The sequence below is a fragment of the Bradyrhizobium sp. WYCCWR15520 genome (assembly GCF_056174665.1).
Map to the genome: position 1 here is coordinate 125,196 of NZ_JBWBWM010000013.1, position 24,849 is coordinate 150,044.

The 24,849-nt window shown below is 63.0% G+C and carries 26 protein-coding genes and 2 pseudogenes; 8 read left to right on the top strand and 20 right to left on the bottom strand.

Annotated elements, in window-relative coordinates:
• Positions 1-42 precede the first annotated feature (42 nt).
• The 3 genes and pseudogenes from AC0QUY_RS16665 to AC0QUY_RS16675 all read left to right on the top strand — a co-directional run bounded on the left by AC0QUY_RS16665 (position 43) and on the right by AC0QUY_RS16675 (position 3,437).
• A complete protein-coding gene (locus AC0QUY_RS16665; protein ID WP_161854182.1) occupies positions 43-783 on the top strand; it encodes an SDR family NAD(P)-dependent oxidoreductase in 741 nt (246 codons plus the stop codon).
• 199 nt (positions 784-982) lie between these two features.
• Positions 983-2,113: pseudogene (locus AC0QUY_RS16670) on the top strand (NHL repeat-containing protein); the annotation flags it as partial.
• A 97-nt stretch (positions 2,114-2,210) separates the two neighbouring features.
• On the top strand, positions 2,211-3,437 hold the full coding sequence (locus tag AC0QUY_RS16675) for an ABC transporter substrate-binding protein (RefSeq protein ID WP_161854180.1): 1,227 nt from the start codon (positions 2,211-2,213) through the stop codon (positions 3,435-3,437).
• Positions 3,438-3,543: 106 nt separating this feature from the next.
• Here the strand turns inward: AC0QUY_RS16675 and AC0QUY_RS16680 are convergent, their stop codons facing one another.
• From AC0QUY_RS16680 to AC0QUY_RS16695, 4 genes are read right to left on the bottom strand one after another with little or no spacing between them, the layout of a single operon-like run.
• Positions 3,544-4,785 (bottom strand): TCR/Tet family MFS transporter, encoded by a 1,242-nt coding sequence (locus tag AC0QUY_RS16680; protein ID WP_161854179.1) that lies wholly within the window; start codon positions 4,783-4,785, stop codon positions 3,544-3,546.
• Positions 4,782-6,164: a ribosome biogenesis GTPase Der gene (der, locus tag AC0QUY_RS16685; RefSeq protein ID WP_161854178.1), complete on the bottom strand. Its 1,383-nt coding sequence runs from the start codon at positions 6,162-6,164 to the stop codon at positions 4,782-4,784. Before der ends, AC0QUY_RS16680 begins: the two co-directional genes overlap by 4 nt.
• A 55-nt stretch (positions 6,165-6,219) precedes the next feature.
• On the bottom strand, positions 6,220-6,729 hold the full coding sequence (locus tag AC0QUY_RS16690) for a hypothetical protein (RefSeq protein WP_161854177.1): 510 nt from the start codon (positions 6,727-6,729) through the stop codon (positions 6,220-6,222).
• Between the two features lie 28 nt (positions 6,730-6,757).
• Positions 6,758-7,411 carry a tetratricopeptide repeat protein gene (locus AC0QUY_RS16695; RefSeq protein ID WP_161854176.1) on the bottom strand — a complete coding sequence of 218 codons (654 nt, stop codon included), beginning with the start codon at positions 7,409-7,411 and terminating at the stop codon, positions 6,758-6,760.
• Positions 7,412-7,654: 243 nt separating this feature from the next.
• On the opposite strand from AC0QUY_RS16695, the gene AC0QUY_RS16700 reads away from it, so the two are divergent.
• Both AC0QUY_RS16700 and AC0QUY_RS16705 read left to right on the top strand, forming a co-directional pair.
• On the top strand, positions 7,655-8,527 hold the full coding sequence (locus tag AC0QUY_RS16700; RefSeq protein ID WP_475387608.1) for a hypothetical protein: 873 nt from the start codon (positions 7,655-7,657) through the stop codon (positions 8,525-8,527).
• A 140-nt stretch (positions 8,528-8,667) separates the two neighbouring features.
• Positions 8,668-8,970, top strand: coding sequence for a hypothetical protein (locus tag AC0QUY_RS16705; RefSeq protein WP_161854174.1), 303 nt, complete (start codon positions 8,668-8,670; stop codon positions 8,968-8,970).
• A 12-nt stretch (positions 8,971-8,982) separates the two neighbouring features.
• Here the strand turns inward: AC0QUY_RS16705 and AC0QUY_RS16710 are convergent, their stop codons facing one another.
• The 7 genes from AC0QUY_RS16710 to AC0QUY_RS16740 form a co-directional block, all read right to left on the bottom strand.
• The gene (locus AC0QUY_RS16710) at positions 8,983-10,578 is read right to left on the bottom strand and encodes a class I adenylate-forming enzyme family protein (RefSeq protein WP_161854173.1); all 1,596 of its coding nucleotides are present in this window, start codon (positions 10,576-10,578) and stop codon (positions 8,983-8,985) included.
• A gap of 11 nt (positions 10,579-10,589) precedes the next feature.
• Positions 10,590-11,411: a 3-methyl-2-oxobutanoate hydroxymethyltransferase gene (panB, locus tag AC0QUY_RS16715; RefSeq protein ID WP_161854172.1), complete on the bottom strand. Its 822-nt coding sequence runs from the start codon at positions 11,409-11,411 to the stop codon at positions 10,590-10,592.
• A gap of 1 nt (position 11,412) precedes the next feature.
• A complete protein-coding gene (locus tag AC0QUY_RS16720) occupies positions 11,413-11,997 on the bottom strand; it encodes an NnrU family protein (protein ID WP_161854171.1) in 585 nt (194 codons plus the stop codon).
• An 89-nt stretch (positions 11,998-12,086) separates the two neighbouring features.
• Positions 12,087-12,689 carry a hypothetical protein gene (locus AC0QUY_RS16725; protein ID WP_161854170.1) on the bottom strand — a complete coding sequence of 201 codons (603 nt, stop codon included), beginning with the start codon at positions 12,687-12,689 and terminating at the stop codon, positions 12,087-12,089.
• Positions 12,690-12,756: 67 nt separating this feature from the next.
• Positions 12,757-13,314: a TetR/AcrR family transcriptional regulator gene (locus AC0QUY_RS16730; RefSeq protein ID WP_475387609.1), complete on the bottom strand. Its 558-nt coding sequence runs from the start codon at positions 13,312-13,314 to the stop codon at positions 12,757-12,759.
• Positions 13,315-13,372: 58 nt separating this feature from the next.
• Positions 13,373-14,098, bottom strand: coding sequence for a crotonase/enoyl-CoA hydratase family protein (locus AC0QUY_RS16735; protein WP_475387610.1), 726 nt, complete (start codon positions 14,096-14,098; stop codon positions 13,373-13,375).
• A gap of 287 nt (positions 14,099-14,385) precedes the next feature.
• Positions 14,386-16,005, bottom strand: a complete 1,620-nt coding sequence (locus AC0QUY_RS16740) for a peptide chain release factor 3 (RefSeq protein WP_475387611.1) — start codon at positions 16,003-16,005, stop codon at positions 14,386-14,388.
• A 153-nt stretch (positions 16,006-16,158) separates the two neighbouring features.
• On the opposite strand from AC0QUY_RS16740, the gene sugE reads away from it, so the two are divergent.
• Positions 16,159-16,482 carry a quaternary ammonium compound efflux SMR transporter SugE gene (sugE, locus tag AC0QUY_RS16745; RefSeq protein ID WP_161854166.1) on the top strand — a complete coding sequence of 108 codons (324 nt, stop codon included), beginning with the start codon at positions 16,159-16,161 and terminating at the stop codon, positions 16,480-16,482.
• Here sugE and AC0QUY_RS16750 read toward each other — a convergent pair.
• The 7 genes from AC0QUY_RS16750 to AC0QUY_RS16780 form a co-directional block, all read right to left on the bottom strand.
• Positions 16,474-17,478: an inorganic phosphate transporter gene (locus tag AC0QUY_RS16750; RefSeq protein ID WP_475387612.1), complete on the bottom strand. Its 1,005-nt coding sequence runs from the start codon at positions 17,476-17,478 to the stop codon at positions 16,474-16,476. The two genes, sugE and AC0QUY_RS16750, sit on opposite strands and share 9 nt — an antisense overlap.
• Positions 17,479-17,493: 15 nt before the next feature.
• Positions 17,494-18,138, bottom strand: coding sequence for a DUF47 domain-containing protein (locus tag AC0QUY_RS16755; RefSeq protein ID WP_057836192.1), 645 nt, complete (start codon positions 18,136-18,138; stop codon positions 17,494-17,496).
• A gap of 152 nt (positions 18,139-18,290) precedes the next feature.
• Positions 18,291-19,259, bottom strand: a complete 969-nt coding sequence (locus AC0QUY_RS16760) for a branched-chain amino acid ABC transporter permease (protein ID WP_161854164.1) — start codon at positions 19,257-19,259, stop codon at positions 18,291-18,293.
• A 1-nt stretch (position 19,260) separates the two neighbouring features.
• The gene (locus AC0QUY_RS16765) at positions 19,261-20,148 is read right to left on the bottom strand and encodes a branched-chain amino acid ABC transporter permease (protein ID WP_475387613.1); all 888 of its coding nucleotides are present in this window, start codon (positions 20,146-20,148) and stop codon (positions 19,261-19,263) included.
• A gap of 70 nt (positions 20,149-20,218) precedes the next feature.
• On the bottom strand, positions 20,219-21,439 hold the full coding sequence (locus tag AC0QUY_RS16770; protein WP_161854162.1) for an ABC transporter substrate-binding protein: 1,221 nt from the start codon (positions 21,437-21,439) through the stop codon (positions 20,219-20,221).
• A 38-nt stretch (positions 21,440-21,477) separates the two neighbouring features.
• Positions 21,478-22,221 (bottom strand): ABC transporter ATP-binding protein, encoded by a 744-nt coding sequence (locus AC0QUY_RS16775; RefSeq protein WP_161854161.1) that lies wholly within the window; start codon positions 22,219-22,221, stop codon positions 21,478-21,480.
• A complete protein-coding gene (locus tag AC0QUY_RS16780) occupies positions 22,214-22,969 on the bottom strand; it encodes an ABC transporter ATP-binding protein (RefSeq protein WP_057857739.1) in 756 nt (251 codons plus the stop codon). Before AC0QUY_RS16780 ends, AC0QUY_RS16775 begins: the two co-directional genes overlap by 8 nt.
• 374 nt (positions 22,970-23,343) lie before the next feature.
• Between AC0QUY_RS16780 and AC0QUY_RS16785 the strand changes: the two genes are divergently transcribed.
• Positions 23,344-23,946 (top strand): PAS domain-containing protein, encoded by a 603-nt coding sequence (locus AC0QUY_RS16785; RefSeq protein ID WP_475387614.1) that lies wholly within the window; start codon positions 23,344-23,346, stop codon positions 23,944-23,946.
• Here the strand turns inward: AC0QUY_RS16785 and AC0QUY_RS16790 are convergent.
• Positions 23,943-24,320 carry an ArsC family reductase gene (locus AC0QUY_RS16790; protein ID WP_161854158.1) on the bottom strand — a complete coding sequence of 126 codons (378 nt, stop codon included), beginning with the start codon at positions 24,318-24,320 and terminating at the stop codon, positions 23,943-23,945. The two genes, AC0QUY_RS16785 and AC0QUY_RS16790, sit on opposite strands and share 4 nt — an antisense overlap.
• A 32-nt stretch (positions 24,321-24,352) precedes the next feature.
• Positions 24,353-24,588 (bottom strand): annotated as a pseudogene (locus tag AC0QUY_RS16795) (dicarboxylate/amino acid:cation symporter); the annotation flags it as partial.
• A gap of 95 nt (positions 24,589-24,683) precedes the next feature.
• Here AC0QUY_RS16795 and AC0QUY_RS16800 point away from each other — a divergent pair.
• Positions 24,684-24,842, top strand: a complete 159-nt coding sequence (locus tag AC0QUY_RS16800) for a DUF5993 family protein (protein ID WP_475387615.1) — start codon at positions 24,684-24,686, stop codon at positions 24,840-24,842.
• Positions 24,843-24,849 lie beyond the last annotated feature (7 nt).

Consider the following 24,849-nt stretch of genomic DNA (forward strand, 5'->3'; position numbering starts at 1 on the left):
CGCACTTCGTGCTTCTGCCCGGGCATGACGAAGGCTTAGATCATGACCAAACCCCTCGCCTCCCGGATCGCACTCGTCACGGGCGCCTCACGCGGCATCGGCTATGCCACGGCCCGCGCGCTCGCCCGTGCCGGCGCGCACATCGTTGCCATCGCACGCACGCAAGGCGGGCTTGAGGAACTCGACGACGAGATCCGCAAAGACGGCGGCAGCGCCACGCTGGTGCCGCTCAACCTCACCGATTTCGACGGCATCGCGCGGCTTGGCGCGGCACTGCATGAACGCCACGGCAAGCTCGACATTCTCGTCGGCAACGCCGGTATCGCCGGCCCCTCCTCGCCGCTCGGGCATATCGAACTGAAACCCTGGAACGATGTGATCGCGGTGAACGTCACCGCGAACTTCCAGCTCATCCGCTGCATGGATCCGCTGCTCCGGGTCTCGGACGCCGGCCGCGCCGTGTTCGTGACCTCGGGCGCGGCCAGCAAGGCCAACGCCTACCAAGGTCCCTACGCCGCCTCGAAAGCCGCATTGGATACGCTGGTGCGCTCCTGGGCCAATGAGACCGTGAGCACGAAGCTGCGCGTCAACCTGTTCAGCCCCGGCCCGATCCGCACCCGCATGCGCGCCAGCATATTTCCCGGCGAAGACCCGATGACGCTGGATACGCCGGAGCAGGCCGCGGAGTTCATCGTGCCGATGTGCGCGCCGGAGTGGGACGAGACCGGCAAGCTCTACGACTACAAGACGCATAAGTTGATGAGCTTCCGCGCACCGGAGTGAACTCTCGCGCGCTCTTCCGTCATTGCGAGCGCAGCGAAGCAATCCATCATGCCGCTTGTCGAGACATGGGTTGCTTCGCTGCGCTCGCAATGACGGTGACCTCGCAATGACGGTGACAATGATTGACTCGGTCGCCTGCCCACGATTGACTGCATTCTCAAGCGGGACAACCCGCCAAGAAAATCATCGGGAGGCACCTATGACGCCAACGCGTAATCGCGCCCGCCACTATCTTTCCAAAGCCATTTCCGCCTGCTTCGCCGCCGCAATTCTGATAGCACCCGCATCCTCACACGCCGCCGACATCCCGACCTTCGCCGTCGATGCGTCCTGGCCAAAACCGCTGCCGAACAACTGGATCCTCGGCCAGGTCGGCGGCATCACTGTCGACTCGCAAGGCCACATCTGGGTCATTCACCGTCCGCGCTCGCTGACCGACGACGAAAAGGGCGCGGCGCTGAACCCGCCCCGTTCCAAATGCTGCGTCTCCGCTCCGCCGGTGCTGGAGTTCGATGCCGACGGCAATCTCTTGCGCTCCTGGGGCGGCCCCGGCGAGGGCTACGAATGGGTCGGCCGCGAGCACGGCATCGAAGTGGACGAGAAAGGTTTCGTGTGGATCGGCGGCAATGCCGACAATGACAATGCGATCCTGAAATTCACGCTCGACGGCAAGTTCGTGATGCAGATCGGCAAGATCGCACCGAGCAAGGGTTCTGGCGACACGACGCAGCTTGGCAAGCCCGCCGAGACCGCGGTCGACAAGGACGCCAACGAAATCTTCGTCGCGGACGGTTACGGCAACCGCCGCGTCATCGTGTTCGACGCCACCACCGGTGCCTACAAGCGGCACTGGGGCGCCTACGGCAAACCGCCGAGCGATGAAAAACAGCCGCCCTACGATCCCAATGGACCGGCCCCGCAGCAATTCGCCAACCCCGTGCATTGCGTGAAGCTCGCCAATGACGGGTTGCTCTATGTCTGCGATCGCATGAACAACCGTATCCAGGTTTTCAGGAAAGATGGAACCTTCGTTAAGGAATGGTTTTACGAAAAGACCACGCGCGGCAACGGCGCCGTGTGGGATATCGCGATCTGGCCCGACCCGAAGCAGACCTATCTGCTGAGCGCCGACGGCGAGAATAATGAAATCCGGGTGCTCAAACGGGATGATGGTACCGTAGTCGGCAGTTTTGGCCGCAGCGGCCGCAATGCCGGGCAGTTCCACTGGGTTCACGCCATGGCCGTGGATGCCAAGGGCAATGTCTATACAGCCGAGGTCGACACCGGAAAGCGGATCCAGAAGTTCAAGCTGACCTCGGACGCGCTACGAGGTGCATTGCCCGCGCTTTCGAGAAGGACTATCGCAAAAGCGCTGGCAGGTTCCGAGAAGAGAGCCGGCGAACAACCATTTCTGGAGGAGGAGTATCATGACGACTAGAACTGCGCGGCGCTTCGCCGCCTCCGTGGCGCTTGCCGCCCTTACCCTCGCAACGCCAGCACTGGCCCAGGACAAGACCGTCAAGATCGGCGTGCTCAACGACATGTCGAGCCTCTATGCCGACATCGGCGGCCCCAATTCGGTGGTTGCGGTCAAGATGGCGGTCGAGGATTCCGGCCTGTTGAAGAAGGGCTGGAAGATCGATGTCGTCAGCGGTGACCATCAGAACAAGCCCGATATCGGCGTCAACATCGCGCGGCAGTGGATCGACGCCGACAAGGTGGACGCGGTCGCGGATACGCCGAACTCCGGCGTTGCGCTCGCCGTGAGCAATCTGGTGAAGGAAAAGAACTCGGTGCTGCTCAACTCGGGCGCCGCCACCGCCGACCTCACAGGCAAGGCCTGCAATCCCAACACCATCTCTTTCACCTACGACACCTACATGCTCGCCAACGGCACCGGCAAGGCGCTGACCAAGGCCGGCGGCGACACCTGGTTCTTCCTCACCGCCGACTACGCCTTCGGCCATGCGCTGGAGCGCGACACCGGCAACGTGGTCACCCAGACCGGCGGCAAGGTTTTGGGCACCGTCAGACATCCGCTCAACACCTCCGACTTCTCCTCCTTCCTGCTGCAGGCGCAGTCCTCGAAGGCCAAGGTCATCGGCCTTGCCAATGCCGGCGGCGATACCACCAACTCGATCAAGCAGGCGGCCGAGTTCGGCATCGTCCAGGGTGGTCAGAAACTCGCCGCACTGCTGCTCTTCATCAACGACGTGCATGCGCTCGGCCTGAAGACCGCGCAAGGCCTGACGTTTACGGAATCCTTCTACTGGGATCTCAACGACAACACCCGCGAATGGTCGAAGCGCTTCCAGAAGCTCTCGCCGAAGGGCGCGATGCCCTCGATGACCGTCGCCGGCCTCTATGCGGAGATCCTGCATTACCTGAAGGCGATGGACGCGCTCGGCAGCAATCCGCGTGACGGCGCCAAGGTCGTCGCCAAGATGAAGGAGCTACCGACCGACGATCCGCTGTTCGGCAAGGGCCCGCTGCGCGCCGACGGCCGCCGCCTCATTCCGGCTTATCTGTTCGAAGTGAAGAAGCCGGAAGAGTCGAAGGGACCGTGGGATTATTACAAGCAGATCGCCATGATCTCGCCAGAGGATGCCGCCAAGCCGCTCGAAGCCAGCGATTGCCCGCTGGTGAAGAAGTAACGGCGTAACAGATCGCGTAGGGTGGGCAAAGGCGCGCAAGCGCCGTGCCCACCATCTCGCTCCGAATGCACGTCGCGAATGGTGGGCACGCTTCGCTTTGCCCACCCTACCTTTTCAGCGTCCGCCACGCGATCGCCAGCGCAAGCGCCAGCAACGCCGCCGCCAAAAGAAACGGCGCGCCCGGCATTTTCGCCGGCGCTTGATCGCTGATAAAATAGGCAAATGTCAGCGTGAACAGAAATGGTCCCGCCATCTGGGCGATGCTGTTGACGCTGTTGGTCGCGCCCTGCAACTGGCCTTGCTGATCCGGTGTAACGAGTTGCGTCGTCAGCGCCTGGATCGCCGCACCCGCCACCCCCCACAGCGCCATTACGGGAATGCCGACCCAGAACAATGGCCCGGTCGGCGCCGCGCCATAGATGAAGAATCCCAGCGCGCCGCTGGCAAGCCCGAGTAGCAGCGCCCGGCGCTCGCCAAGGCGTGACACGATCGGCCCGACGCCCGCGCCCTGCACCACCATGGCGCAGATGCCGACCAACGCCAGCGTAAGGCCAACCGTCTTCGTATCCCAGCCATAGCGATAGGTCGCGTAGAGCACGAACGTCGACGGCAGCACCACATGCGCGACTTGCCCGAAGAAATTTGCCAGCGACAGGCCTGCGAGAATCCGGTTCGAGCGCAACAGATGCAGTGCGCCGATCGGACTGGCGCTTTTCCAGCGAAACGGAGCGCGCCGTTCCGGCGGCAGCGACTCGGGCAGGATCAGCCAGCCGTAAAGCGTGTTCGCAAAGCTTAAGCCGGCCGCGATCCAGAACGGCAGGCGCGGGTCCATGCCGCCGAGCAGGCCGCCGACGGCGGGACCGAGAATGAAGCCGGCGCCGAACGCCGCTCCGATCTTGCCGAACACCGCGGCGCGCCGCTCCGGCGGCGTCACGTCGGCGATGTAAGCAAAGGCCGTGGAGATGCTCGCGGAGGTGATGCCCGATATCACCCGGCCGATGAACAGCCACACAAGCGACGGCGCCAGCGCCATCAGCACATAATCCAGCGCCAGCCCGAAATTCGACAGCAGCACCACCGGCCGCCGGCCGAAGCGGTCCGAGAGCGCGCCGAGGATCGGCGAGAACAGGAATTGCATCAACGCCCAGGCGGTGCCGAACAGCCCGAAGATCCGCGCAGCGGTTGCGGTATCGTTGTCGACGAAACTTTCCACTAGCTTGGGCAGGATCGGCAGGATCAGGCCGAGCGCGAGCATGTCGAGCAGGATGGTGACGAAGATGAAGGCCGCCGCGCCACTGCGTACCGGCGGCCTGTCGTCGGCAACAGCGGTGGACGCCTGTTCGCTCATGATGGCCGCTTGCGCTTGTGGGCGAACGGATTGGCCTTTTCGCGCAGCGTGATCCGGATCGGCGTACCCGGCAGATCAAAGGCTTCGCGCAGGCTGTTGGTGAGATAGCGCAAGTAGGATTGCGGCACCGCATCCGCGCGCGAACAGAACAGCACGAAACTCGGCGGACGCCCCTTGGTCTGGGTGATGTAGTTCAGCTTCAGCCGGCGGCCCGACACCGCCGGCGGCGGATTGGCGTCGACCGCCTGCTCGAACCAGCGATTGAGCGCGGCCGTCGGCACACGCTTGTTCCAGACGGCGTAGGCGTCCTGGATCGCGGTCATCAGGCGATCGATGCCCTCGCCCATCAGGCCGGACACCGCGACGATGGGGGCGCCCTTGACCTGCGGCAGCCAGTGGTCGGCATCGCTGCGCAGCGCCGAGATGAGATGAGGCTTGCGCTCCATCAGATCCCATTTGTTGACCGCGAGCACGATCGCCCGCCCCTCGCGCTCGATCAGGTCGGCGATGCGCAGATCCTGTTCCTCGAACCGGTTCTGCGCGTCCATCATCATCACGACGACTTCGGCAAAGCGCACCGCGCGCAGCGCATCCGCCACCGACAATTTTTCCAGCTTCTCCTCGATCCGCGAGCGCCGCCTTAAACCCGCAGTATCGAACACGCGGAAATCGCGTCCCTGCCAGGTGATCTCCACCGAAATGGAATCGCGCGTGGTGCCGGCCTCGGCGCTGGTCAGCAGTCGCTCCTCGCCGAGCAGATGGTTGATCAGCGTGGATTTGCCGGCATTGGGGCGGCCGACGATGGCGACGCGGATCGGACGCTGGGCGAGATCCTCGTCCGAGATGATGTCATCGTCGTCGAACTCTTCAGGCTCCTCGGCCGGCTCCGGCATCAGCGCGGCGAGCGCGTCGTAGAGATCGCTCATGCCCTCGCCATGCTCGGCTGAAATCTGGATGGGATCGCCGAGCCCCAGCGCATAGGATTCCATCGCGCCGAGTTCGCCGTGCTTGCCCTCGCTCTTGTTGGCGACCAGCACCACCGGCTTGTTGGCGCGGCGGGCGAAATCGGCAAAGGCGCGATCATTCGGCGTCAGCCCGGCGCGGGCGTCGATCACGAACATCAACGCATCGGCCAGGCCGATGGCGGTTTCGGTCTGCTCCTGCATCCGCGCAGTCAACGAGCCCCTGGCGCCCTCGTCGAGGCCGGCGGTATCGATCACGGTGAATTCGAGGTCGCCGAGACGCGCACTGCCCTCGCGGCGGTCGCGGGTGACACCGGGCTCGTCATCCACCAGCGCAAGCTTCTGCCCGACGAGCCGGTTGAACAGCGTCGACTTACCCACATTGGGCCGGCCAATGATGGCGATCGTGAAGGACATAAATGATCCAAACGCCCTTTTTTGAAGGGCGTGTCAATTGAACGAAAACAAGAAATCAGCGCGTGAAACTGCCGCTCGGCATCGGGGCCGGGAATGCCGATTGCTGGGATTGTGCCGGCGCGGCCGATTGATCGGGCGGCGGCGCGGTGGTGCGCTTGCGCACGATCTTGGCCGGCTTGGGCGCCGGCGGCGCTGCGGCGGTGCTGTCCTCCTCGGGCGCGGCGTCGGGGTCCACGGCAGCGGGGGCGGCAGCCTGCTTGCCCTTGGACTTGGCGCCACGCTTGGATTTCGGTTCCTCTGCCGGCGGAGGGGCAGCGGCCGCCTGTGCGTTCGGGTCGTCAGCCTGCTGACGCGCGCCCCGATAGAGATCCTTCGGCACGCCCTGCTCGAGGCCCGGCACGCCCTCGGGGAACACCGGCTTGCGGTCGCCGGGCAGCTTCTTCTTGGTATCAAGGAAGTCGAGCAGATCGCTTGGGTCGAAATTGGCCGTACTGCCGCAGCCTGCCAGCGCACCCGAAAGCGCGATGAGGACGGCCGTTGCGATCAAACGTTGCGGGCGGCGCATATCAAGTTTCCAACTCGTTGTGCTGGTGTCAGCTCTTGGCGACCGGCGGCAGCAGGGCCTGCAGCGCTTCGGCACGCGAGCGCAGGCTCGGCGGCGTCTCGCCGTCGTTGGCGATCATGTCCAGCCATTGCCGCGTCGCTGCGGTATCGTTCGCACGCCAGGCCGACAGCGCCAGCAATTCACGTGCAGTATGGCGGAAGGTGGCGCCCGGCGCAGCAGCGGCTTCGAGGCGCTCTTTCATGTTGGGATAGGTGGCGGTTTCCAGCAGTAGTTGGGCGGCGCGAATCCGCGCCAGATCCTGTTCTGCCACGCCGACGCTGCGGTCGGCGGCGATCTCGTCAAACAGCTTTGCCGCAGCCGGTCGATCGCGTTCGGCGACTTCTGCGGCCATCCGTAGCCGTGCCAGCACGCGATATCCGAACGGCGCCTTCGCAGCCAGATCGGCAAAGGCTGCTTCAGCCTCCGCATGCTTGTTGGCTTCCGAAAGCTCGACCGCCTTGTCGAACGCAGCGCCCGCCTCGGCCGCCTTCTTGGCCTCCAGATACTGGTAGCCGCGCCAGCCGCCCACGGCGGCGATGATCAAAATCAAGCCGGCAATGATCAGAAGCGAATATTTGTCCCACAGCTTTTTGAGCTGTTCGCGACGTACCTCCTCATCGACTTCGTCAAATAATTCAGACACTTAAAGATATCCCATCCCCGAGGAACCGCGACTTGGGCGGCCGTATCGCGCACCCGATCCCCGCATGGCCGGGGCGTAGCCTATCGATATGGCGGTGGCAAGGCAAAGCGAGGCGGATCAAAGCGTTAACAGCGCCTCCCAGGCACCTCCGAAACCGGCTGCCAATGTTGACATCGCGGTTCAAAGCTTGGCGTAATCCCGGCCGTTGCAATTCTCGACTCTACCCGATTTTTCAGGTGTTTCATGCCTCGCCATGCGCTGGTTTCGATGACGCTTGCCATGGGCCTGGTATCCCTGGCCGCAGCGTCACTGGCCGATGACGTCAAGCCCAATGCGCCTAAGACGCCCGAGACGGCGTTCTCGGGCAAGTTGCGCCCTGACATTTTGGGCATGTCAACCGAATCAAACGCCGAATCGGCGCGCGCCGTCTTTGATTCGCTGTTCAAGGGCCGGACCGACACCAAGACCGATATCCAGCAGCAGAAATTCGGCAATGGCGGCGCCGGCTACGTCGCCGCGTTGAATTTCAATCTTCCCGCCGGTCCGAAGCAGAACGGCGAAATGCTCTCGGCCAGCTTCTCCTCGCCCGCAAGCGCCAACCGCGCCTATTTCCTCGCGCGCAATCTGACCTTCGCGCAGGACCAGCAGCCGTCGAAGGCCGACATGATCAAGGAGATCATGGGCAAATACGGCGTGCCCACCATCGTGGGCGATCAGCACCTGTACTACATCTACCGCAAGGGCTCGATCATGTCGGTCGGCGCCAAGTACAAGGAAGCGACCGCGCTGGAAGCAATCGACAAGCCGCTCGACCCGAGGGCAGCCGTCAAGCTCAACGGCGACACCGTCCGCGGCAGTTGCGTGGCGGTCGTCAAGCGCGCGCAGACCAAAGCCAAGGATCCGCGCGCCATGCTCGCCGAGGCCAGGGGCGCCAATTGCGACGGCGTGTTGAGCGTGCAGCTCGTTCCGGGCACGCCGGCCGATCGTGTTGGCATCGCGCAGTTCACCCTGCTTGATGTCAAGCAACTCGTCAGCGCCGCTGCGATCGACAGCGCTGCACTCACCTCCGGGCAAGGCGAGAGCGCGATGCCCAAGGGCAGCGCGCCGAAGCTCTAGTCCTGTCGCGCGCCGACGCGCGGTAATGAGGGACGGCATTGGGCATCGTCACCGTCGCAGCGTTTTTGAAATGCCGCCGCGTGATAGGAACCTTTCCCCTGTGCTGCAATTGAAATCCAAGTTCGATGGAGGATCGGACAATGCGCCAATTTCCGCCGAGTGTGCCGTATGGCGCCGATCAGACGATCTATCTGGTCGTGGAAGGTCCAGGGCAGCATGGTATTGCTCGGCAAACCGAGCGCGCTGACATCGAGACGGTCATTGCCGATCTCCTGTCGGGACAATTCAACGATCCGATCGAGGTAGTCGCCTTCAACACGCTGGAGCACTGGACCGACGATCTTTCCAAGGACGTCGCGAGAGAAATCCGCTGTCGATGCGACATCGATGGGCGTGAGGTGCCCCCCTATCTCGAGGAATTCGTCGACAGAAGTTCGACTTGATCGGCTCCTCGCTCAGGCCGCTGTGAAAGCCTCGCGGAGTTGGCGTTTCATCACCTTGCCATTGGCGTTGCGCGGCAACGGGTCCGTGCGCAGATCCATGGTTTCCGGCACCTTGTAGTCGGACAGTCGCTCGGCACACCAGGCACGCAGCGCCTCTGCCCTGACCGTGTTACGCGTGACCACCACGGCGTGTACGCGCTCGCCGAGCACCGGGCACGGTTTTGCGATGATCGCGCTCTCGACCACGTCGGGGTGGCCGGCCAGCACTGACTCGACCTCTGCTGAATAGATCTTCAAGCCCCCGCGGTTGATCATGTCCTTCTGCCGATCGAACACGCGAACGAAGTTCGCTTCGTCGATAGAACCTAGATCGCCGGAATGCCAGAAGCCGGCGGTAAAACTCTCCGCCGTCGCCTTCGGATTATTCCAGTAGCCCTTGATGACCGAGCCGCCGTGAATCCAGATTTCGCCGATCGTACCGCGCGGCAGCTCGCGGCCCTCGGCATCGACGGCGATGATGGTGGCGCCGGGGCACGGCAGCCCGACGCTGTCGATGTGGCTCACGACGAATGCGCCGGGCATCATCGTCGAGGGCGAGGTCGTCTCGGTCGCGCCATAGCAATTGGCGAGTTGCAGGCCGGGGATTTTCGCGGCGAGCTTCTCGATGGTAGCAATCGGCATCGGCGCGCCGCCAAAGCCGCCGATCCGCCAGCTCGACAGGTCATAGCTGTCGAAATCCGACTGCAGCAGACAGAGATTGTACATCGCCGGCACCATCACGGTGTAGGTGACACGCTCTCGCGCCGCCAACTTCAGATATTCCGCCGCCTTGAACTCCGGCATGATGATCAGCGCGCCGGCGGCGCGTGCCATGGTCATGACGTTGGCGACCACGCCCGTGACATGGCCGAGCGGCACCGCGGCAATCGACCGATCCGCCGCTGTCAGCTTCAGGCACGACACGAACACCATCGACGAATGAATGATGGTGCAATGGGCGAGCATCGCACCCTTTGGCCGCCCCGTCGTTCCGGAGGTATAGAGGATCATGGCAGTATCCTCTTCACCGACCTCGACGGGCGCCGTCAGCGGCGCGTGATCGGCCAGATCGGAAAAGCGCGAGAGCCGCGGATCGTCGTCGACGGCAATCCGGTGCGTCACGTCGGGAATGTCACCGGCATCGGGCACGCGGTCGGCCAGCGCGGCCTCGTGGATCAGCAGCTTTGCTCCGCAATCGGTGAGCACATAGGCGATTTCCGGCTTTTGCTGGCGGGTCGAAAGCAGCACCGTCACCAGCCCGGCATGGGCCGCCCCCAGCATCGTCAGCACGAATTCTGTTCTGTTGCCGAGCAGCACCGCGACGCGATCACCGCGCTGCAGGCCGAGGTTCTGCAATCCAGCTGCGATTTGCGCCGATCGCTGCGCGACTTCGCGCCATGTCATTCGCGTGGCGCCGCAAACCAGCGCCTCACCATCGCCGTTTCGCGCCACGGCTTCGGCGACCATCGCCGGAATACTCCTGGGCCGTTCGCAAAAGACCGGAACGATACGGTCGCCGAAGCGCGGCTCGAGCCGCATCGCCGGAATGGAGTGCTGCGACCAGTCCATGGCGCGCCTTGTCAGCTCTTCTTCATCTCGTAGACGTGTTCGGGTCCGGGGAAGGCGCGCGAACGCACGTCGCTGGCGTAGCCCTGGATTGCCGCTTCGATCGCGGGGCCGAGCTCGCCGTAGCGGCGAACGAATTTTGGCGTCCTCGGCGATAGGCCGAGCATGTCCTCCAGCACCAGCACCTGCCCGTCACAGGCCGCGCTGGCGCCGATACCGATGGTCGGAATGGCGATGGTCTCCGTGATCTTTCGCGCCAGCGGCTCGGCCACTGCCTCGATCACGACGGAGAAGGCGCCGGCGTCGGAAATCGCCTTGGCGTCGTTCAGAATCGGATCCCAACTGCCCTCGTCGCGGCCCTGCGCACGAAATGAGCCGAGCGTGTTGATCGATTGCGGCGTCAGTCCGATATGTCCCATAACCGGCACGCCCCGCTCGGACAGGAACTCGACCGTTTCCGCCATCCGCACGCCGCCTTCGAGCTTGACCGCGCCGCAATGGGTCTCCTTCAATATCCGCACCGCGGAATGAAACGCCTGCTCCTTCGAGGCTTCATAGGAGCCGAACGGCATATCGACCACGACCAGGGCGTGCTTCGAACCCCGCATCACCGCGCGCCCCTGCAGAATCATCATGTCCAGCGTCACCGGCACGGTGGTCTCGAGACCGTGCATGACATTGCCGAGGGAGTCCCCGACCAGAATGACGTCACAGTGGCGATCCACCAGCGCGGCGGTGTGCGCGTGGTAGGACGTCAGCATCACGATCGGCTCGCCGTGCTTTCGCGCGCGGATGTCCGGCGCCGTTTTGCGCTTGATGGCAGATTGAACGGACATGTCAGGCTCCAACCACGGGGACGCCGATCACGACCGGGTGGAACGCGAATGCGAGCGCCAGATAGGCGACGACGCCGACCGCGATCGCGATCAGGTCGTTGCCGGGACCTCCGACGGGAATCGGCGGCGCGCCGGCGTCGGAACGATGCTTCAGCGAAACACGGTCATAGACCGCCCAGGCGAGAAACGAGCCGAACAGGATGATCGAGCCGAGATCGCCATTGGCGAGCAGATGCGCCGCCGCCCACAGCTTGATGCCGGTCAGCATAGGATGTTTCAGCGTCGTATAGATCCGGCCACGGATGTAGGAAGCGACCACCAGGATGACCGCAGGCAGCATCAGCGCCACCGTGATGTGCTTGAGCGCCACCGGCGGGTTCCAGACATCGATCCAGCCCGTCGCACGATACTTGGCAAAGCCCCAGATGATCAGCGCCAGGCCGACCAACGAGGCCAGCGCATAGCCGATCTTGTAGCCGCCCTCGCCCGTTGCGGCGATGACCTGCGCGCGCAACTTGCGCTGGATGGTGAGGGTGTGGACGCCGAAGAACAGGACCAGGCCCAGGATCATCACCCACAGTCCCATGATGTCCCTCCCGTTGCGCGGCTGGTGTTCCGGAATATCCCGCGTATCATCTTAATGGCTTGGTGCGCAATGCGCTACGCGGCCACCACCTACGGCTTCTCCGCCTGCTTGCCCAGATCGCGGTTGTCGACGTAGCGGATCGCGATCGGCCGCCCCGCAAGCGCGCCGCCAAGTCCGCTGGTGAGCTTCAACGGTGTGCAGGCCGCAAGCGACGCGTTGATCGCCTTCAGGTAGGTCGAACGGGTATCCGCGGGAACGCCTGCCGTGGCATAGGTCACGCGCGGGGTGGCGATGATCTCGCCCGAGCGCTTGAAGCTGAAGCGAACCGACATCTGCATGCCCGCGCGCGCGACGTCGGAAGGCGGCGGCGACCAACAGGAGCGTAGCGCCGCGAACAGGTCGCCGATCGTATCGAGATCATGGTCCGGCTTGCGGTATTTCGCGGCCTGATCCTGTGAAGGTGCGGATTCGATCGTGAGTTGCAGGTTCTGGCCGTACGGATAGTCGATCTCGGGAATGCATGGACCGTCGTTGAACACGCTGCAGAACGACGGCGTGCAGGGCTGCCCGTCGAGCACGCTGCAGGGCGCATGCGAAAACGGCGTGGCGTCGATCTGGCGACGCGACTGGGCGTCGGCGACGCCGATCCCGACGAACAGGCCGATCAGGCAGACGATGGCAAGCCGAAACATGCGCGGGGTCCTGGAACGACCCGATTAAATTGATGCACGTCCTGGCCGCTATCAAGACGGGCCGTGTTCACATCCCCGCGTTCATGGCAGACAGTTCCGCAATCAGGGCCTTCTCGCTGGGCTGGTCGAGGACGCCGGCCGTATAGAGCGAGATGCCGCCATACAGCGTGATGTAGACCTTCATCACCGCCCGGCGACGCTCGGCGGGGCTCTCAATATCCTGGCAGAAGATCCGCATGGCCTGGGCGATGACCTTATGGACCGCGGCCTGTAGCGGCGGATTGTGCCTCATGGTGGCGTGCGGGCGACTGGTCATCAGGGCGTAGAGCGCGCGATTGGCCAGCGCGAAGCGGACGTATTTGGCGGTGTAATCCTGCGGCGTCCCTGCCTTGACGAGGATGGCGGCGAGCCGCGTATAGGCCTCGGTCGCGACCGCATCCAGCAACGCTTCGCGGTCGGCAAAATGATTGTACAGCGAGCGATGCGCGACGCCGACGGCGTCGGCGACCTCGCGCAGGCTCAACTGCTCATGGCCGGCCGCAGCCACCAGACGGGTGGCGGCCTTCAGCGCTGCGGACTTCAGATTGCCATGACGATAGGTCGCCCGGCGCGGCGTCGCGGTCATGTCTCCTTCATACAAAGCCACGGGACGCAACGCCCCTGCCCGGCGCCGACGTTTTCCGTCACGCAGATGCCCGCTTGGCCACGCGGTCCTCGCCATATTGCGGCGTAATGTCCTCGTCGATCATGCTGCGGATCATCCTGATCGCCGCCCCCCTCGCCCGCGCCTTGGTGGCGGCATGGGCTGCCATATTGAGCGTGGCGAGCTTTTGCGCGGTCTCCTCGGCGCTGCGCTCCAGCGTATCGGCCGGAACGACACGGTCAAAGAAGCCGGCGGTGACGGCTTCTGCGGGGCCGAACATCTCTCCTGTTATCACCACCCTGCTGAAATAGGCCGGCGTTAGTCGCTGCCGCGCGATCTCGATGGCGAAACGCGGCACGGTGAGGCCGATCGCGACCTCGTTCATGCCGATCCGGTAGTCGCCCTCGGCGGCGATGCGATGGTCGCTGGACATGATGAGAAAGGCGCCCATCGGATAGGCGTTGCCCTGACAGGCCGCCACCACCGGCGTCGGGAACGAAAGGATGCGCAGCGCCAACTCCGCACCTGCCTTCACCATCTGATACTGGTCCTCGGCGCTGCCCTTGGCGAAGACGCCGAGATCGAAACCGCCAGAAAAATGCTTGCCGCGGGCCTTCAGGAGCACGACGGCCTTGTCCTTTTCCGCCCGGTCGAACGCCGCATGCAGGGCGTTGAGCATGGCAAGCGACATCACATTGGCCTTGCCGTCGTCGATCACGATGGTGCCGACCGGGCCCGAACGGGAATAGGTCGCGAGGTCAGTCATGGGCGGTCTCCCCTGTTGTTTCTAAAAGCATCCAGTGGATACTTTCGGACACGGCTCGACGGCGCAAGAGATTTGTCCGGGCTCGGGATGCATGCGGGCATCCACTGGATGCATATGTGAGGCAAACAGCGAGCCGCAGCCTCAGCCGTCGTCGCCCGCCTTGTGCGCAATTGCGCACTGGGGCGGGCGATCCAGTATTCCAGGGACGGTAGTGATTGACGGACAAGCCGCGGCGTACTGGGTCCCCCGCTTTCGCGGAGGACGACAGTGAAGGCTGGGACACAGCGCTACGCCTTCTTCTTCACGTCCTTGACGTTGGAGAAGTTGATGCCTTCGGCGCGTTCGCGGGTATAGCCGAGATAGAACTCGTTCTTGGCCATGAAGACGGGATCGCCATCGACATCGTCGGCAATGCCGGAATTGTTGGCGGCAACGAAGGCGTCGAGCTTCTTGCGGTCGTCGGAGGAAATCCAGCGCGCGAGCTGGAATTCCGAGACCTCGAATTCCACCGGCAGCGAATATTCGGCATCGAGGCGAGCTTTCAGCACGTCGAGCTGCAGTGGGCCGACGACGCCAACCAGCGCCGGCGCGCCGTCGCGCGGCCGGAACACCTGCACCACACCCTCTTCCGACATCTGCTGCAGCGCCTCTTTCAGCTTCTTTGCCTTCATGGCGTCAGTGAGGCGCACGCGACGGACGATTTCCGGCGCAAAGCTCGGGACGCCGACGAAGGTGATGTCCTCGCCTTCCGTCAGCGTATCGCCGATCCGCAAGGTGCCGTGGTTCGGAATACCGACGACATCGCCGGCAAAGGCTTCGTCCGCCACCGAGCGGTCCTGGGCGAAGAAGAACTGCGGCGACGACAGCGACATGTTCTTGCCGGTGCGCACCAGCTTTGCCTTCATACCGCGGCTGAGCTTGCCGGAACACAGCCGCGCAAAGGCGATGCGGTCGCGGTGATTCGGATCCATGTTGGCCTGGATCTTGAACACGAAGGCGCTCATGCGCGGCTCGGCAGCCTCCACTTTACGAACGTTCGAGTCCTGCGCGCGGGGCGCGGGCGCGAACTTGCCGAGACCTTCCAAGAGGTCGCCGACGCCGAAATTGCGCAATGCACTACCGAAATAGACCGGCGTGAGATGGCCCTCGCGAAACGCCTCGAGCTCGAACGGCTTGCAGGCTTCCGACACCAGCGCGAGCTCATCCTTGATCTCGGCGACGTCGAGATTGGCGTTGCGGCCGGCGAGATCGGCAATATCGATCTGCTCGGTCGCGCCGGTCTTGGCGCCGCCGCCTTCGAGTAGCCGCACGCCGCCATTGACGACGTCGTAGGTGCCGAGAAAGTCGCGGCCGCGGCCGACCGGCCAGGTCATCGGCGTGGTGTCGAGCGCCAGCGTCTTCTCGATCTCGTCGAGGAGCTCAAACGTATCGCGGCTCTCGCGGTCCATCTTGTTGATGAAGGTGATGATCGGGATGTCGCGCAGCCGGCACACCTCGAACAGCTTTCGTGTCCGCGCCTCGATGCCCTTGGCGGCGTCGATCACCATGACGGCGGAATCGACGGCCGTGAGCGTGCGATAGGTGTCCTCGGAGAAGTCCTCGTGGCCCGGCGTGTCCAGCAGGTTGAAGACGAGATCCTGGAATTCGAACGTCATCACCGAGGTCACGACCGAGATGCCGCGCTCGCGCTCGATCTTCATCCAGTCGGACCGGGTGTTGCGCCGCTCGCCCTTGGCCTTGACCTGCCCCGCCAGGTTGATGGCGCCGCCGAACAGCAGGAGCTTTTCGGTCAGCGTGGTCTTGCCGGCATCCGGGTGGGAGATGATCGCAAACGTGCGCCGCCGTGCCACTTCATCTGAGAGCGGCGTGCGGGGTTGCGATTCGGCGGTAGCAGCAATATCGGACATGAGGCTCGAGCGTTTGGCAGGGAAAGGGGGGCTAATCAAGCCTCATTTGGTGGTTGCAGTGGCGGCTCTCCAGTCCCATATCGGCAGCGGAAGGACGGCCTTCCATTCACAGCTCATCCGCGGGGACGACCCTGCCTTATCAGGAGGGTTGTCATGGCCTGGATCGTGTTGTTCGTCGCCGGCCTCATGGAAATAGGCTGGGCGATCGGCCTCAAATATACCGAAGGTTTCACCCGGCTCATTCCATCGGTCCTGACGCTCGCCTGCATGGCCGGCAGCATCCTCCTGCTTGGTCTTGCCCTGAAAGCGCTGCCGATTGGAACCGCCTACGCGGTATGGACCGGCATCGGCGCGGTCGGAACGGCAGTCCTGGGCATCTTCCTGTTCGGCGAGCCCGCGACCGCCGCCCGCCTCGCGTGCATCGGACTGATCGTCGCGGGCATCATCGGGCTCAAGCTCGTCACCGGATCAGCGTAGCAGCAGCACGGCCCAATAGGTCAGCGCCGCGATAATCGCGGACGCCGGAATGGTGATCACCCAGGCGTAGACGATCGAACTTGCCACGTTCCAGCGCACCGCCGAGACCCGCCGCGCGGCACCGACGCCGACGATGGAGCCGGTGATGGTGTGGGTCGTGGAAACGGGAACCCCGAGATAGGTGGCCATGAAGAGGGTCGCCGCCCCGCCTGTTTCAGCGCAAAAGCCCTGCATCGGCGTCAGCTTGGTGATCCGCAGCCCCATAGTGCGGACGATCCGCCAGCCCCCCATCAGCGTGCCGAGCCCCATGGCCGCCTGGCAGGAGATCACGACCCAGAAGGGAATCGCGAAATCCGCCCCGAGGTGGCCCTGCGAATACAGGAGCACCGCGATGATGCCCATGGTCTTTTGTGCGTCGTTGCCGCCATGGCCGAGCGAATAGAGCGAGGCCGAGACGAATTGCAGGATGCGGAAGGCGCGGTCGACCGCAAACGGCGTCGAGCGCACCGACAGCCAGGACACGATCGCCACCAGCAGCAGCGCCAGCAGGAACCCGACCAGCGGCGACAGCACGATCGCCAGCAGCGTTTTCGACAGACCGCTCCAGACCGCCGCTGATATCCCGGCCTTGGCCATGCCCGCGCCGACCAGCCCGCCGATCAGGGCGTGCGAGCTCGATGAGGGAATGCCGAGCCCCCAGGTAATCAGATTCCAGACGATGGCGCCGATCAGTGCAGCGAAGATCACGGCCGCATCGACGACATCGGGTTCGATGATTCCCTTGCCGATCGTATTGGCGACGTGCAGCCCAAAGAAGAGGAAGGCGATGAAATTGAAGAAAGCCGCCCAGAGCACCGCATATTGGGGGCGCAGCACGCGGGTCGATACGATCGTGGCGATCGAATTGGCGGCGTCGTGCAACCCGTTGAGGAAGTCGAAGAGCAGCGCGACCGCGATCAGAAAGATCAGAATCGGAAGACCAAGCGAGGCGTCCACTGAATTGGCCCTGCCCTATACCTGTTCGATCACGATCGAGTTGATTTCGTTGGCGACGTCATCGAAGCGGTCGGACACTTTTTCGAGATGCTTGTAGATCTCGGCGCCGACCACGAAATCCATCGAATTGCCGTTGCGGTGCTTGAGAAACAGCTCCTTCAACCCGATGTCGTGGAGATCGTCGATACGGCCCTCGAGCTTTCCGATTTCCTCGGTGATGGAAGTCAGCATCGCGACGTTGTTGCCGATCGACTGCATCAGCGGCAGCGCGCGGCTGACCAGATTGGCGCATTCGACCAACAGCGTGGCTATTTCGCGCATCGGGGGTTCGAACGTGCGGACTTCGAACAGCACCACCGCTTTCGCGGTCTGCTGCATCTGGTCGATGGCGTCGTCCATCGCTGTGATCAGGTTCTTGATGTCGCCACGGTCGAACGGGGTAATGAAGGTGCGGCGGACCGCGGTCAGTACCTCGCGGGTGATGCCGTCGGCGTCGTTTTCGAACTGGTTGACGCGCTGGCAGAATACCGGCGTCTCCTCGCCGCCGCGCAGCATGTCCTGCAACGCCAGCGCGCCCTGTACGACCGTCTGGGCGTGGCGGGCAAACAGGTCAAAAAACCGCTCCTCCTTGGGCAAAAAGGCACGAAACCAGCGCAGCATGGGTATTTTCCGTCGTTCAGAAACAGCCGCGGGGAGCGGCCTGTCACAAAACTGTCATAGACCATTCGCAGGAAAAACGCGCCACGGCGGGACCCGGGAACCGGGCCATCCACCGCTTTGTGAAGCCGAAAACGGCGCGAAAACCAGCCGTTTTACAGGGATCGGCGGAAATAATGCGCGACTTCGCCGACGATACCGCGGCGGAAGGTCAGCACGCAGGCCACGAAGATCACACCCTGGATCACCGTCACCCACTGGCCGAACCCGGCCAGATACTGCTGCATGGCGATGATGACGAAGGCCCCGACGACCGGGCCGAAGATGGTCCCGAGGCCGCCGACCAGCGTCATCAGCACGATTTCACCCGACATCGTCCAGTGCACGTCGGTGAGCGAGGCGTTCTGCGCCACGAACACCTTCAGCGAGCCGGCAAAGCCCGCAAGCGTGCCGGACAGAATGAAGGCGAGCAGCTTGTACTGGTCGGTCTTGTAGCCCAGCGAAATCGCCCGCTGCTCGTTCTCGCGGATCGACTTCAAGACCTCGCCGAACGGCGAGTTGATGGTGCGGAAGATCAGCAGGAAGCCGGCAAGGAAGCCCGCCAGCACGACGTAATAGAGCACGGTGGGCTTGGCCAGATTGAAGATTCCAAACAGATAGCCTTGCGGAATGCCCTGGATTCCGTCTTCGCCATGGGTGAACGGTGCCTGCAGATAGATGAAGAACAACAGCTGCGAAAGCGCCAGCGTGATCATCGAAAAATAGATGCCCTGCCGGCGAATCGAGATGAAGCCGGTGACGACGGAGAGCGCCGCGGCGCCGGCGACACCGACCAGAATTCCGACTTCCGGCGTTACACCCCAGACCTTGAGCGCATGCGCCGAGCAATAGCCCGCGGTGCCTAAGAACATGGCGTGGCCGAACGACAGCAGGCCGCCATAGCCGATCAGGAGGTTGAAGGCGCAGGCAAGCAGCGCAAAACACAGCGCCTGCATCACGAAGAATGGATAAATGCCCGTCAGGGGTACGAGCCCCAGCAGCACCGCCATCGCGGCGAACACGATCATCTCGTCGCGCATCGCGCGCGGCGTTACCGGCAGTGTATCGTCAGTCAATGCGCTCATGTCAGGCCGTCCGTCCCGTCAGTCCCGTTGGCTTCACCAGCAACACCAGCACCATCAGGACGAACACCACGGTGTTGGAGGCCTCGGGATAAAAATACTTCGTAAGCCCCTCGATCACGCCGAGCGCGAAGCCGGTGATGATCGATCCCATGATCGATCCCATGCCGCCGATCACCACCACCGCGAACACGACGATGATCAGGTCCGCGCCCATCAGCGGCCGCACCTGGTTGATCGGCGCCGACAACACGCCGGCCAGCGCCGCCAGACCGACGCCGAGCCCATAGGTCAGCGTGATCATCCGGGGAACGTTGATGCCGAACGCCCGCACCAGCGTCGGGTTTTCGGTCGCGGCGCGCAGGTAAGCGCCGAGCTGCGTCTTCTCGATCAGGAACCAGGTCGCGAGACAGACGACCAGCGAGAAGACAACGACCCAGCCGCGGTAGATCGGCAGGAACATGAAGCCGAGATTCATGCCGCCCTGTAATCCGCGGAAGCCGCCGATCTCCGGATAATCAGGAATCGCGTACGGCAGGCCGGAGGAGCCGAAGTAATTCTGGAACACGCCCTGCACGATCAGCGCGATGCCGAACGTCAACAACAGCCCGTAGAGGTGGTCGAGACCCGCCAGCCACTGCAGCATGGTCCGTTCCAGGATCATGCCGAAGATGCCGACGACAATCGGCGCGATGATCAGGGCCCACCAGTATCCAATTCCCGTGAGATGCAGCAGAAAATACGCGGTAAACGCGCCCATCATGTAGAGCGCGCCATGGGCGAAGTTGATGATGTTGAGCATGCCGAAGATCACGGCCAGCCCGAGACTGAGCAGCGCGTAGAACGACCCGTTGATCAGTCCGACCAGGAGCTGGGCGTAGAGAGCTTGCATCGGCTTGGCACTCGATCTCGTTGTTGGGCGAAAGTGGCCCGCGGGCGCAATGCCCCGCGGGCCGTTGTTCTTACTTCTTGACCAGCGGACAGGCGCTTTCCGAGAGCGGCCGGAAGGCCTGGTCGCCCGGGGTGGTTCCGATCAGCTTGTAATAGTCCCACGGCCCTTTGGATTCCGCGGGCTTCTTGACCTCGAACAGGTAGGCCGGATGAATCTTCCGGCCGTCGGCGCGGATCGTGCCCTTGCCGAACAGCGGATCATCGGTCGGCGCTTCCTTCATTTTTGCCACGACCTTGACGCCGTCATGCGGGTTGCCGCCCATCGCGTCGATCGTCTTGAAATAGTGGATCAGACCCGAATAAACGCCGGCCTGCACCATGGACGGCATCGCCTTGTTCTTCATGCGCTCGGAGAAGCGCTTCGAAAACGCGCGAGTGCCATCGTTCAGATCCCAGTAGAATGTTTCCGTGAAGTTCAGGCCCTGCGCAACCTTGAGACCGAGGGAGTGAACGTCATTGATGAACAGCAGCAATCCCGCGAGCTTCTGGCCGCCCGCGACGATGCCGAACTCCGCGGCCTGCTTGATGGTGTTGGTGGTGTCGCCGCCGGCGTTCGCCATGCCGATGATCTTGGCCTTGGAGGCCTGCGCCTGCAGCAGGAACGAGGAGAAGTCCGACGAATTCAGCGGATGCTTGACGGTGCCGATAACCTTGCCGCCCGACTTCACCACGACCGCTGTTGTGTCGCGCTCAAGCGCATGACCGAACGCGTAGTCGGCGGTCAGGAAGTACCAGGTGTCGCCGCCGGCCTTAACCAGCGCCTGGCCGGTAGAGTTGGCGAGCATGTAGGTATCGTAGACCCAGTGAATCGTGTTCGGCGAGCACTGGGCATTGGTCAGGTCCGACGTCGCCGCGCCGGTATTGATCATGACCGCGTTCTTTTCCTTCACCAGATTGTTGACTGCCAGCGCAACGCCGGAGTTCAGCACGTCCACGAAGATATCGACCTTCTCGACGTCGATCCATTGACGCGCGATGGTTGTGGCGATGTCGGGCTTGTTCTGGTGGTCGGCGGAGACGATGTCGATCTTCCAGCCCTTGGCCGCGAGGCCGGAATCCTCCATCGCCATCTGGGCGGCGAGAGTCGAGCCCGCGCCGCCGAGGTCGGAGTAAAGGCCGGAATTGTCGGTCAGGACGCCGACCTTGACGGTCTTGTCCTGCGCCAGGGCGCCACTGCCTGCGGCAAGCGCAAGCGCGGTGCCGAGGAAGAGAGCTGAAATCCGATGTTTCATAGTATCTCCATTAATCCAGAGTGCAGCCAAATTACCGATTAAACGCCGAGATAGGTGTGGAGCTTGTCCATATTGGCTGACAGCTCCGAGTTCGCAAAACCGTCGATGACCTTGCCGTGTTCGACGATGTAGTATCGGTCAGCCACCGTGGAGGCGAAGCGGAAATTCTGCTCGACCAGCAGGATGGTAAAGCCTTCCGACTTCAGCCGCGCGATGGTGTGGCCGATCTGCTGGATGATGACCGGCGCCAGGCCTTCGGTCGGCTCGTCCAGCATCAGGAAGCGAGCTCCGGTGCGCAGGATTCTGGCGATCGCCAGCATCTGCTGCTCGCCGCCCGAGAGCTTGGTGCCCTGGCTGTTGAGGCGCTCCTTCAGGTTCGGAAACAATTCGAAGATCTGGTCGAGCGACAGTCCCCCGCTGCGCACGACGGGCGGCAGCAGCAGATTCTCGCGCACGTCGAGGCTTGCGAAAATGCCCCGCTCCTCGGGGCAGAACGCGATGCCCTGGCGTGCGATCCTGTCGGACGAGGCGCGCGTGATGTCCTGACCGTTGAAACGGATCGAACCGGTGCGCTTGCCGATAATTCCCATGACCGACTTCAGCGTCGTGGTCTTGCCGGCGCCGTTGCGGCCGAGCAGCGTGACCACCTCGCCGGCCTTCACATTGAAGTTGATCCCGTGAAGGATGTGGGATTCGCCGTACCAGGCCTGCAGGTCGGAAACGGAAAGCACCTCGGCGCCGGCCGGTTTGGCGGCAGCTTCCGCCATTTTCAACTCAGGCATGACCGGCTCCCAGATAAGCTTCCTTGACCCGCTCGTCCTTTGAGAGCTCGGCGTAATTGCCTTGCGCCAGCACCTGGCCGCGCGTCAGCACCGTGATGATGTCGGACAAGTTGGCCACCACGGAGAGATTATGTTCGACCATCAGGATGGTGTGCTTTGCCGAGATGCGCTTGATCAGCGCCGCGATCTTGTCGATGTCTTCATGGCCCATGCCGGCCATCGGCTCGTCGAGCAGCATCATTTCCGGGTCGAGCGCCAGCGTCGTTGCGATCTCCAGCGCACGCTTGCGTCCATAGGGCATCTCGACCGCCGGCGTATTGGCGAACTCGCTCAAGCCGACGTCATTCAGGAGTTCGATGGCCCGGCCGTTGAAGCGATCGAGCACGCTCTTGGAGCGCCAGAAATCGAACGAAGATCCATGCTGGCGCTGGAGCGCGACGCGGACGTTCTCCAGCGCGGTCAGGTGCGGGAACACCGCCGAAATCTGGAACGAACGCACCAGCCCGAGGCGGGCCACGTCGGCCGGCGCCATCGCGGTGATGTCCTGTCCCTTGTACAGGATCTGGCCTGCCGACGGCCTCAAGAACTTGGTCAGCAGGTTGAAGCACGTCGTCTTGCCGGCGCCATTCGGCCCGATCAGCGCATGAATGCTGCCGCGGCGCACCTTGAGGGCGACATCGCGAACGGCGAAGAAACCCGCGAATTCCTTGGTCAATCCGTGGGTTTCGAGAATAAACTCATCAGCCAAACAAATTCCCCCGTAAGCCGTCTCCGCGAAGCCGTTCGCGCGCGGCCATTTTTTCCCTGTTCGGGCGGGCTCTCCTGGACGTCCTAGGAATCCGTACCGAGCCCGCCGCCTCCGGGCCGGAATATGCCGTCAACGCGATGGATTAGGCAAGGTGGAAAGCTGTCACGGGGAAAAGCCGGGGACCTGGTTCCGGATGCGCCATAAGTCGAATGCGCCGGCCGCCGAGCTCGGGCCCGCGCACCGCCAGCGTTCAGCCGTGATCTTCGTCCCGGCAAGCCATCATTAACGGTGTTCTGCTGCAATCAGCCGCTTTCCCAGAATATTTCCGCCGCAATCGCATCATCACGCGATTTAGACAGCAAGGAATTGCCGCCTTGGAATTTGAGAGCGCCCAACCGTCCGTCGTCAAATCGATCAAACAGCGCGACCTGCTCAACACCTGGCTGCGACTATACGCCCGCAACCAGTCGATCCCGCGCATGTCCGAATACCAGCCGGCGCGCATCGAGGACGAATTTCCGGACTTGGTGTTCTATACCGTCGATGCCCAGTCACGGCCGCCGCGCCTGACCATCCAGAGCGACGGCACCCGGATGTCGACGGCATATGGAAACACCGGCAAGGGGCGCTATCTCGACGAGTATCTCGGCGCAAGGCTCGCTCCGATGGTGATGCCGGTTTATTATGAGTGCATCGCCCGCCGCCTTCCCGCCTACACCATCGCCGACATGAACGATATCTACGGGCGTCTCGTCGCCTATGAGCGGCTGCTACTGCCATTCGCCGACAAGGATAGCGTCAGCCATATCATCGCTTCGCTGAAGACCATCAGCGAAGACGGCGGCTTCGAGATCAAGAACCTCATTCGGGGCAATGACAAGCTGCCGGTGCCGACGCTGCGCACCATCATCGACCGCGATCTGTTCCACCGTGCCCCCGGCCGCATTCCGTCCGGCGATGTGCTCGAATTCGATTAGACCTTCCGTCCGCGCGACTTCGCCGCCACTTCCTTGGCGTAGATATCCGGCTTGAACCCGACCAGCAATTTGCCGCCGAGATCGAGCACCGGGCGCTTGATCATCGAAGGTTGCGCCAGCATCAGCGCCAGCGCCTTGCGCTCGTTCAGGCCTTCCTTGTCGCTCTCCGGCAGCTTCTTGAACGTCGTGCCGGCGCGGTTGAGCAGCGTTTCCCAGCCGATGTCGTCGGACCATTGCTTGAGCGTGTCCTTGGCGATGCCGGCAAGCTTGTAGTCGTGAAAGTCGTAAGCCACGCCGTGATCGTCCAGCCAGGCGCGCGCCTTCTTCATGGTATCGCAGTTCTTGATGCCGTAGATGGTGATGGGTTTTGTCATTCCAGCCCCGCCAAAGTTGATCCAGTGATTCGTTATCTCGTGGATGCGCCCCGCTCGAGCGCCTCTCCCAGTTCGATCGGATGAGCCATTGTCTCGTGCAGCTTGTCTTTGTCCAGTTCGCCCTCCGAGCGGCTGATGACGACGCAGCGACGCCATTGCCGATGAGGTTGGTCAGCGCCCGGCACTCGCTCATGAACTTGTCTATCCCGACCAAGATGGCGATCGACTCGATTGGTATGTCGGGCACGACTGAAAGCGTCGCCGCCAGCGCCGCGGCGATTTCGTCCCAAGCAGATCGATTTTTTACAAACCCGCCGACGAATCTATCATAGATTGTGGCGTCACTCGTACCCGGGTCCGCCAATGGAATTCACCCTTTTATTTTTGGCTGTGGCCATCGTGATGCTGGTCGCCTGGCGCGGGTCGCGTCCCTTGGCGCTCGGCCTGTTTGGGGCGGTCATGATCGCATGCGCCGCGACCTATCTGCACCACGCGACTGATACGCTGAAACTGTCGTTCTGAGGGACGC

Bases quoted from the DNA above. Each gene is read 5' to 3' on its own strand.
- AC0QUY_RS16665 (WP_161854182.1), top strand. From the start codon at position 43: ATGACCAAACCCCTCGCCTCCCGGATCGCACTCGTCACGGGCGCCTCA.
- AC0QUY_RS16675 (WP_161854180.1), top strand. From the start codon at position 2,211: ATGACGACTAGAACTGCGCGGCGCTTCGCCGCCTCCGTGGCGCTTGCC.
- AC0QUY_RS16680 (WP_161854179.1), bottom strand. From the start codon at position 4,785: ATGAGCGAACAGGCGTCCACCGCTGTTGCCGACGACAGGCCGCCGGTA.
- der (WP_161854178.1), bottom strand. From the start codon at position 6,164: ATGTCCTTCACGATCGCCATCATTGGCCGGCCCAATGTGGGTAAGTCG.
- AC0QUY_RS16690 (WP_161854177.1), bottom strand. From the start codon at position 6,729: ATGCGCCGCCCGCAACGTTTGATCGCAACGGCCGTCCTCATCGCGCTT.
- AC0QUY_RS16700 (WP_475387608.1), top strand. From the start codon at position 7,655: ATGCCTCGCCATGCGCTGGTTTCGATGACGCTTGCCATGGGCCTGGTA.
- AC0QUY_RS16705 (WP_161854174.1), top strand. From the start codon at position 8,668: ATGCGCCAATTTCCGCCGAGTGTGCCGTATGGCGCCGATCAGACGATC.
- AC0QUY_RS16710 (WP_161854173.1), bottom strand. From the start codon at position 10,578: ATGGACTGGTCGCAGCACTCCATTCCGGCGATGCGGCTCGAGCCGCGC.
- panB (WP_161854172.1), bottom strand. From the start codon at position 11,411: ATGTCCGTTCAATCTGCCATCAAGCGCAAAACGGCGCCGGACATCCGC.
- AC0QUY_RS16720 (WP_161854171.1), bottom strand. From the start codon at position 11,997: ATGGGACTGTGGGTGATGATCCTGGGCCTGGTCCTGTTCTTCGGCGTC.
- AC0QUY_RS16725 (WP_161854170.1), bottom strand. From the start codon at position 12,689: ATGTTTCGGCTTGCCATCGTCTGCCTGATCGGCCTGTTCGTCGGGATC.
- AC0QUY_RS16730 (WP_475387609.1), bottom strand. From the start codon at position 13,314: ATGACCGCGACGCCGCGCCGGGCGACCTATCGTCATGGCAATCTGAAG.
- AC0QUY_RS16735 (WP_475387610.1), bottom strand. From the start codon at position 14,098: ATGACTGACCTCGCGACCTATTCCCGTTCGGGCCCGGTCGGCACCATC.
- AC0QUY_RS16740 (WP_475387611.1), bottom strand. From the start codon at position 16,005: ATGTCCGATATTGCTGCTACCGCCGAATCGCAACCCCGCACGCCGCTC.
- sugE (WP_161854166.1), top strand. From the start codon at position 16,159: ATGGCCTGGATCGTGTTGTTCGTCGCCGGCCTCATGGAAATAGGCTGG.
- AC0QUY_RS16755 (WP_057836192.1), bottom strand. From the start codon at position 18,138: ATGCTGCGCTGGTTTCGTGCCTTTTTGCCCAAGGAGGAGCGGTTTTTT.
- AC0QUY_RS16760 (WP_161854164.1), bottom strand. From the start codon at position 19,259: ATGAGCGCATTGACTGACGATACACTGCCGGTAACGCCGCGCGCGATG.
- AC0QUY_RS16765 (WP_475387613.1), bottom strand. From the start codon at position 20,148: ATGCAAGCTCTCTACGCCCAGCTCCTGGTCGGACTGATCAACGGGTCG.
- AC0QUY_RS16770 (WP_161854162.1), bottom strand. From the start codon at position 21,439: ATGAAACATCGGATTTCAGCTCTCTTCCTCGGCACCGCGCTTGCGCTT.
- AC0QUY_RS16775 (WP_161854161.1), bottom strand. From the start codon at position 22,221: ATGCCTGAGTTGAAAATGGCGGAAGCTGCCGCCAAACCGGCCGGCGCC.
- AC0QUY_RS16790 (WP_161854158.1), bottom strand. From the start codon at position 24,320: ATGACAAAACCCATCACCATCTACGGCATCAAGAACTGCGATACCATG.
- AC0QUY_RS16800 (WP_475387615.1), top strand. From the start codon at position 24,684: ATGGAATTCACCCTTTTATTTTTGGCTGTGGCCATCGTGATGCTGGTC.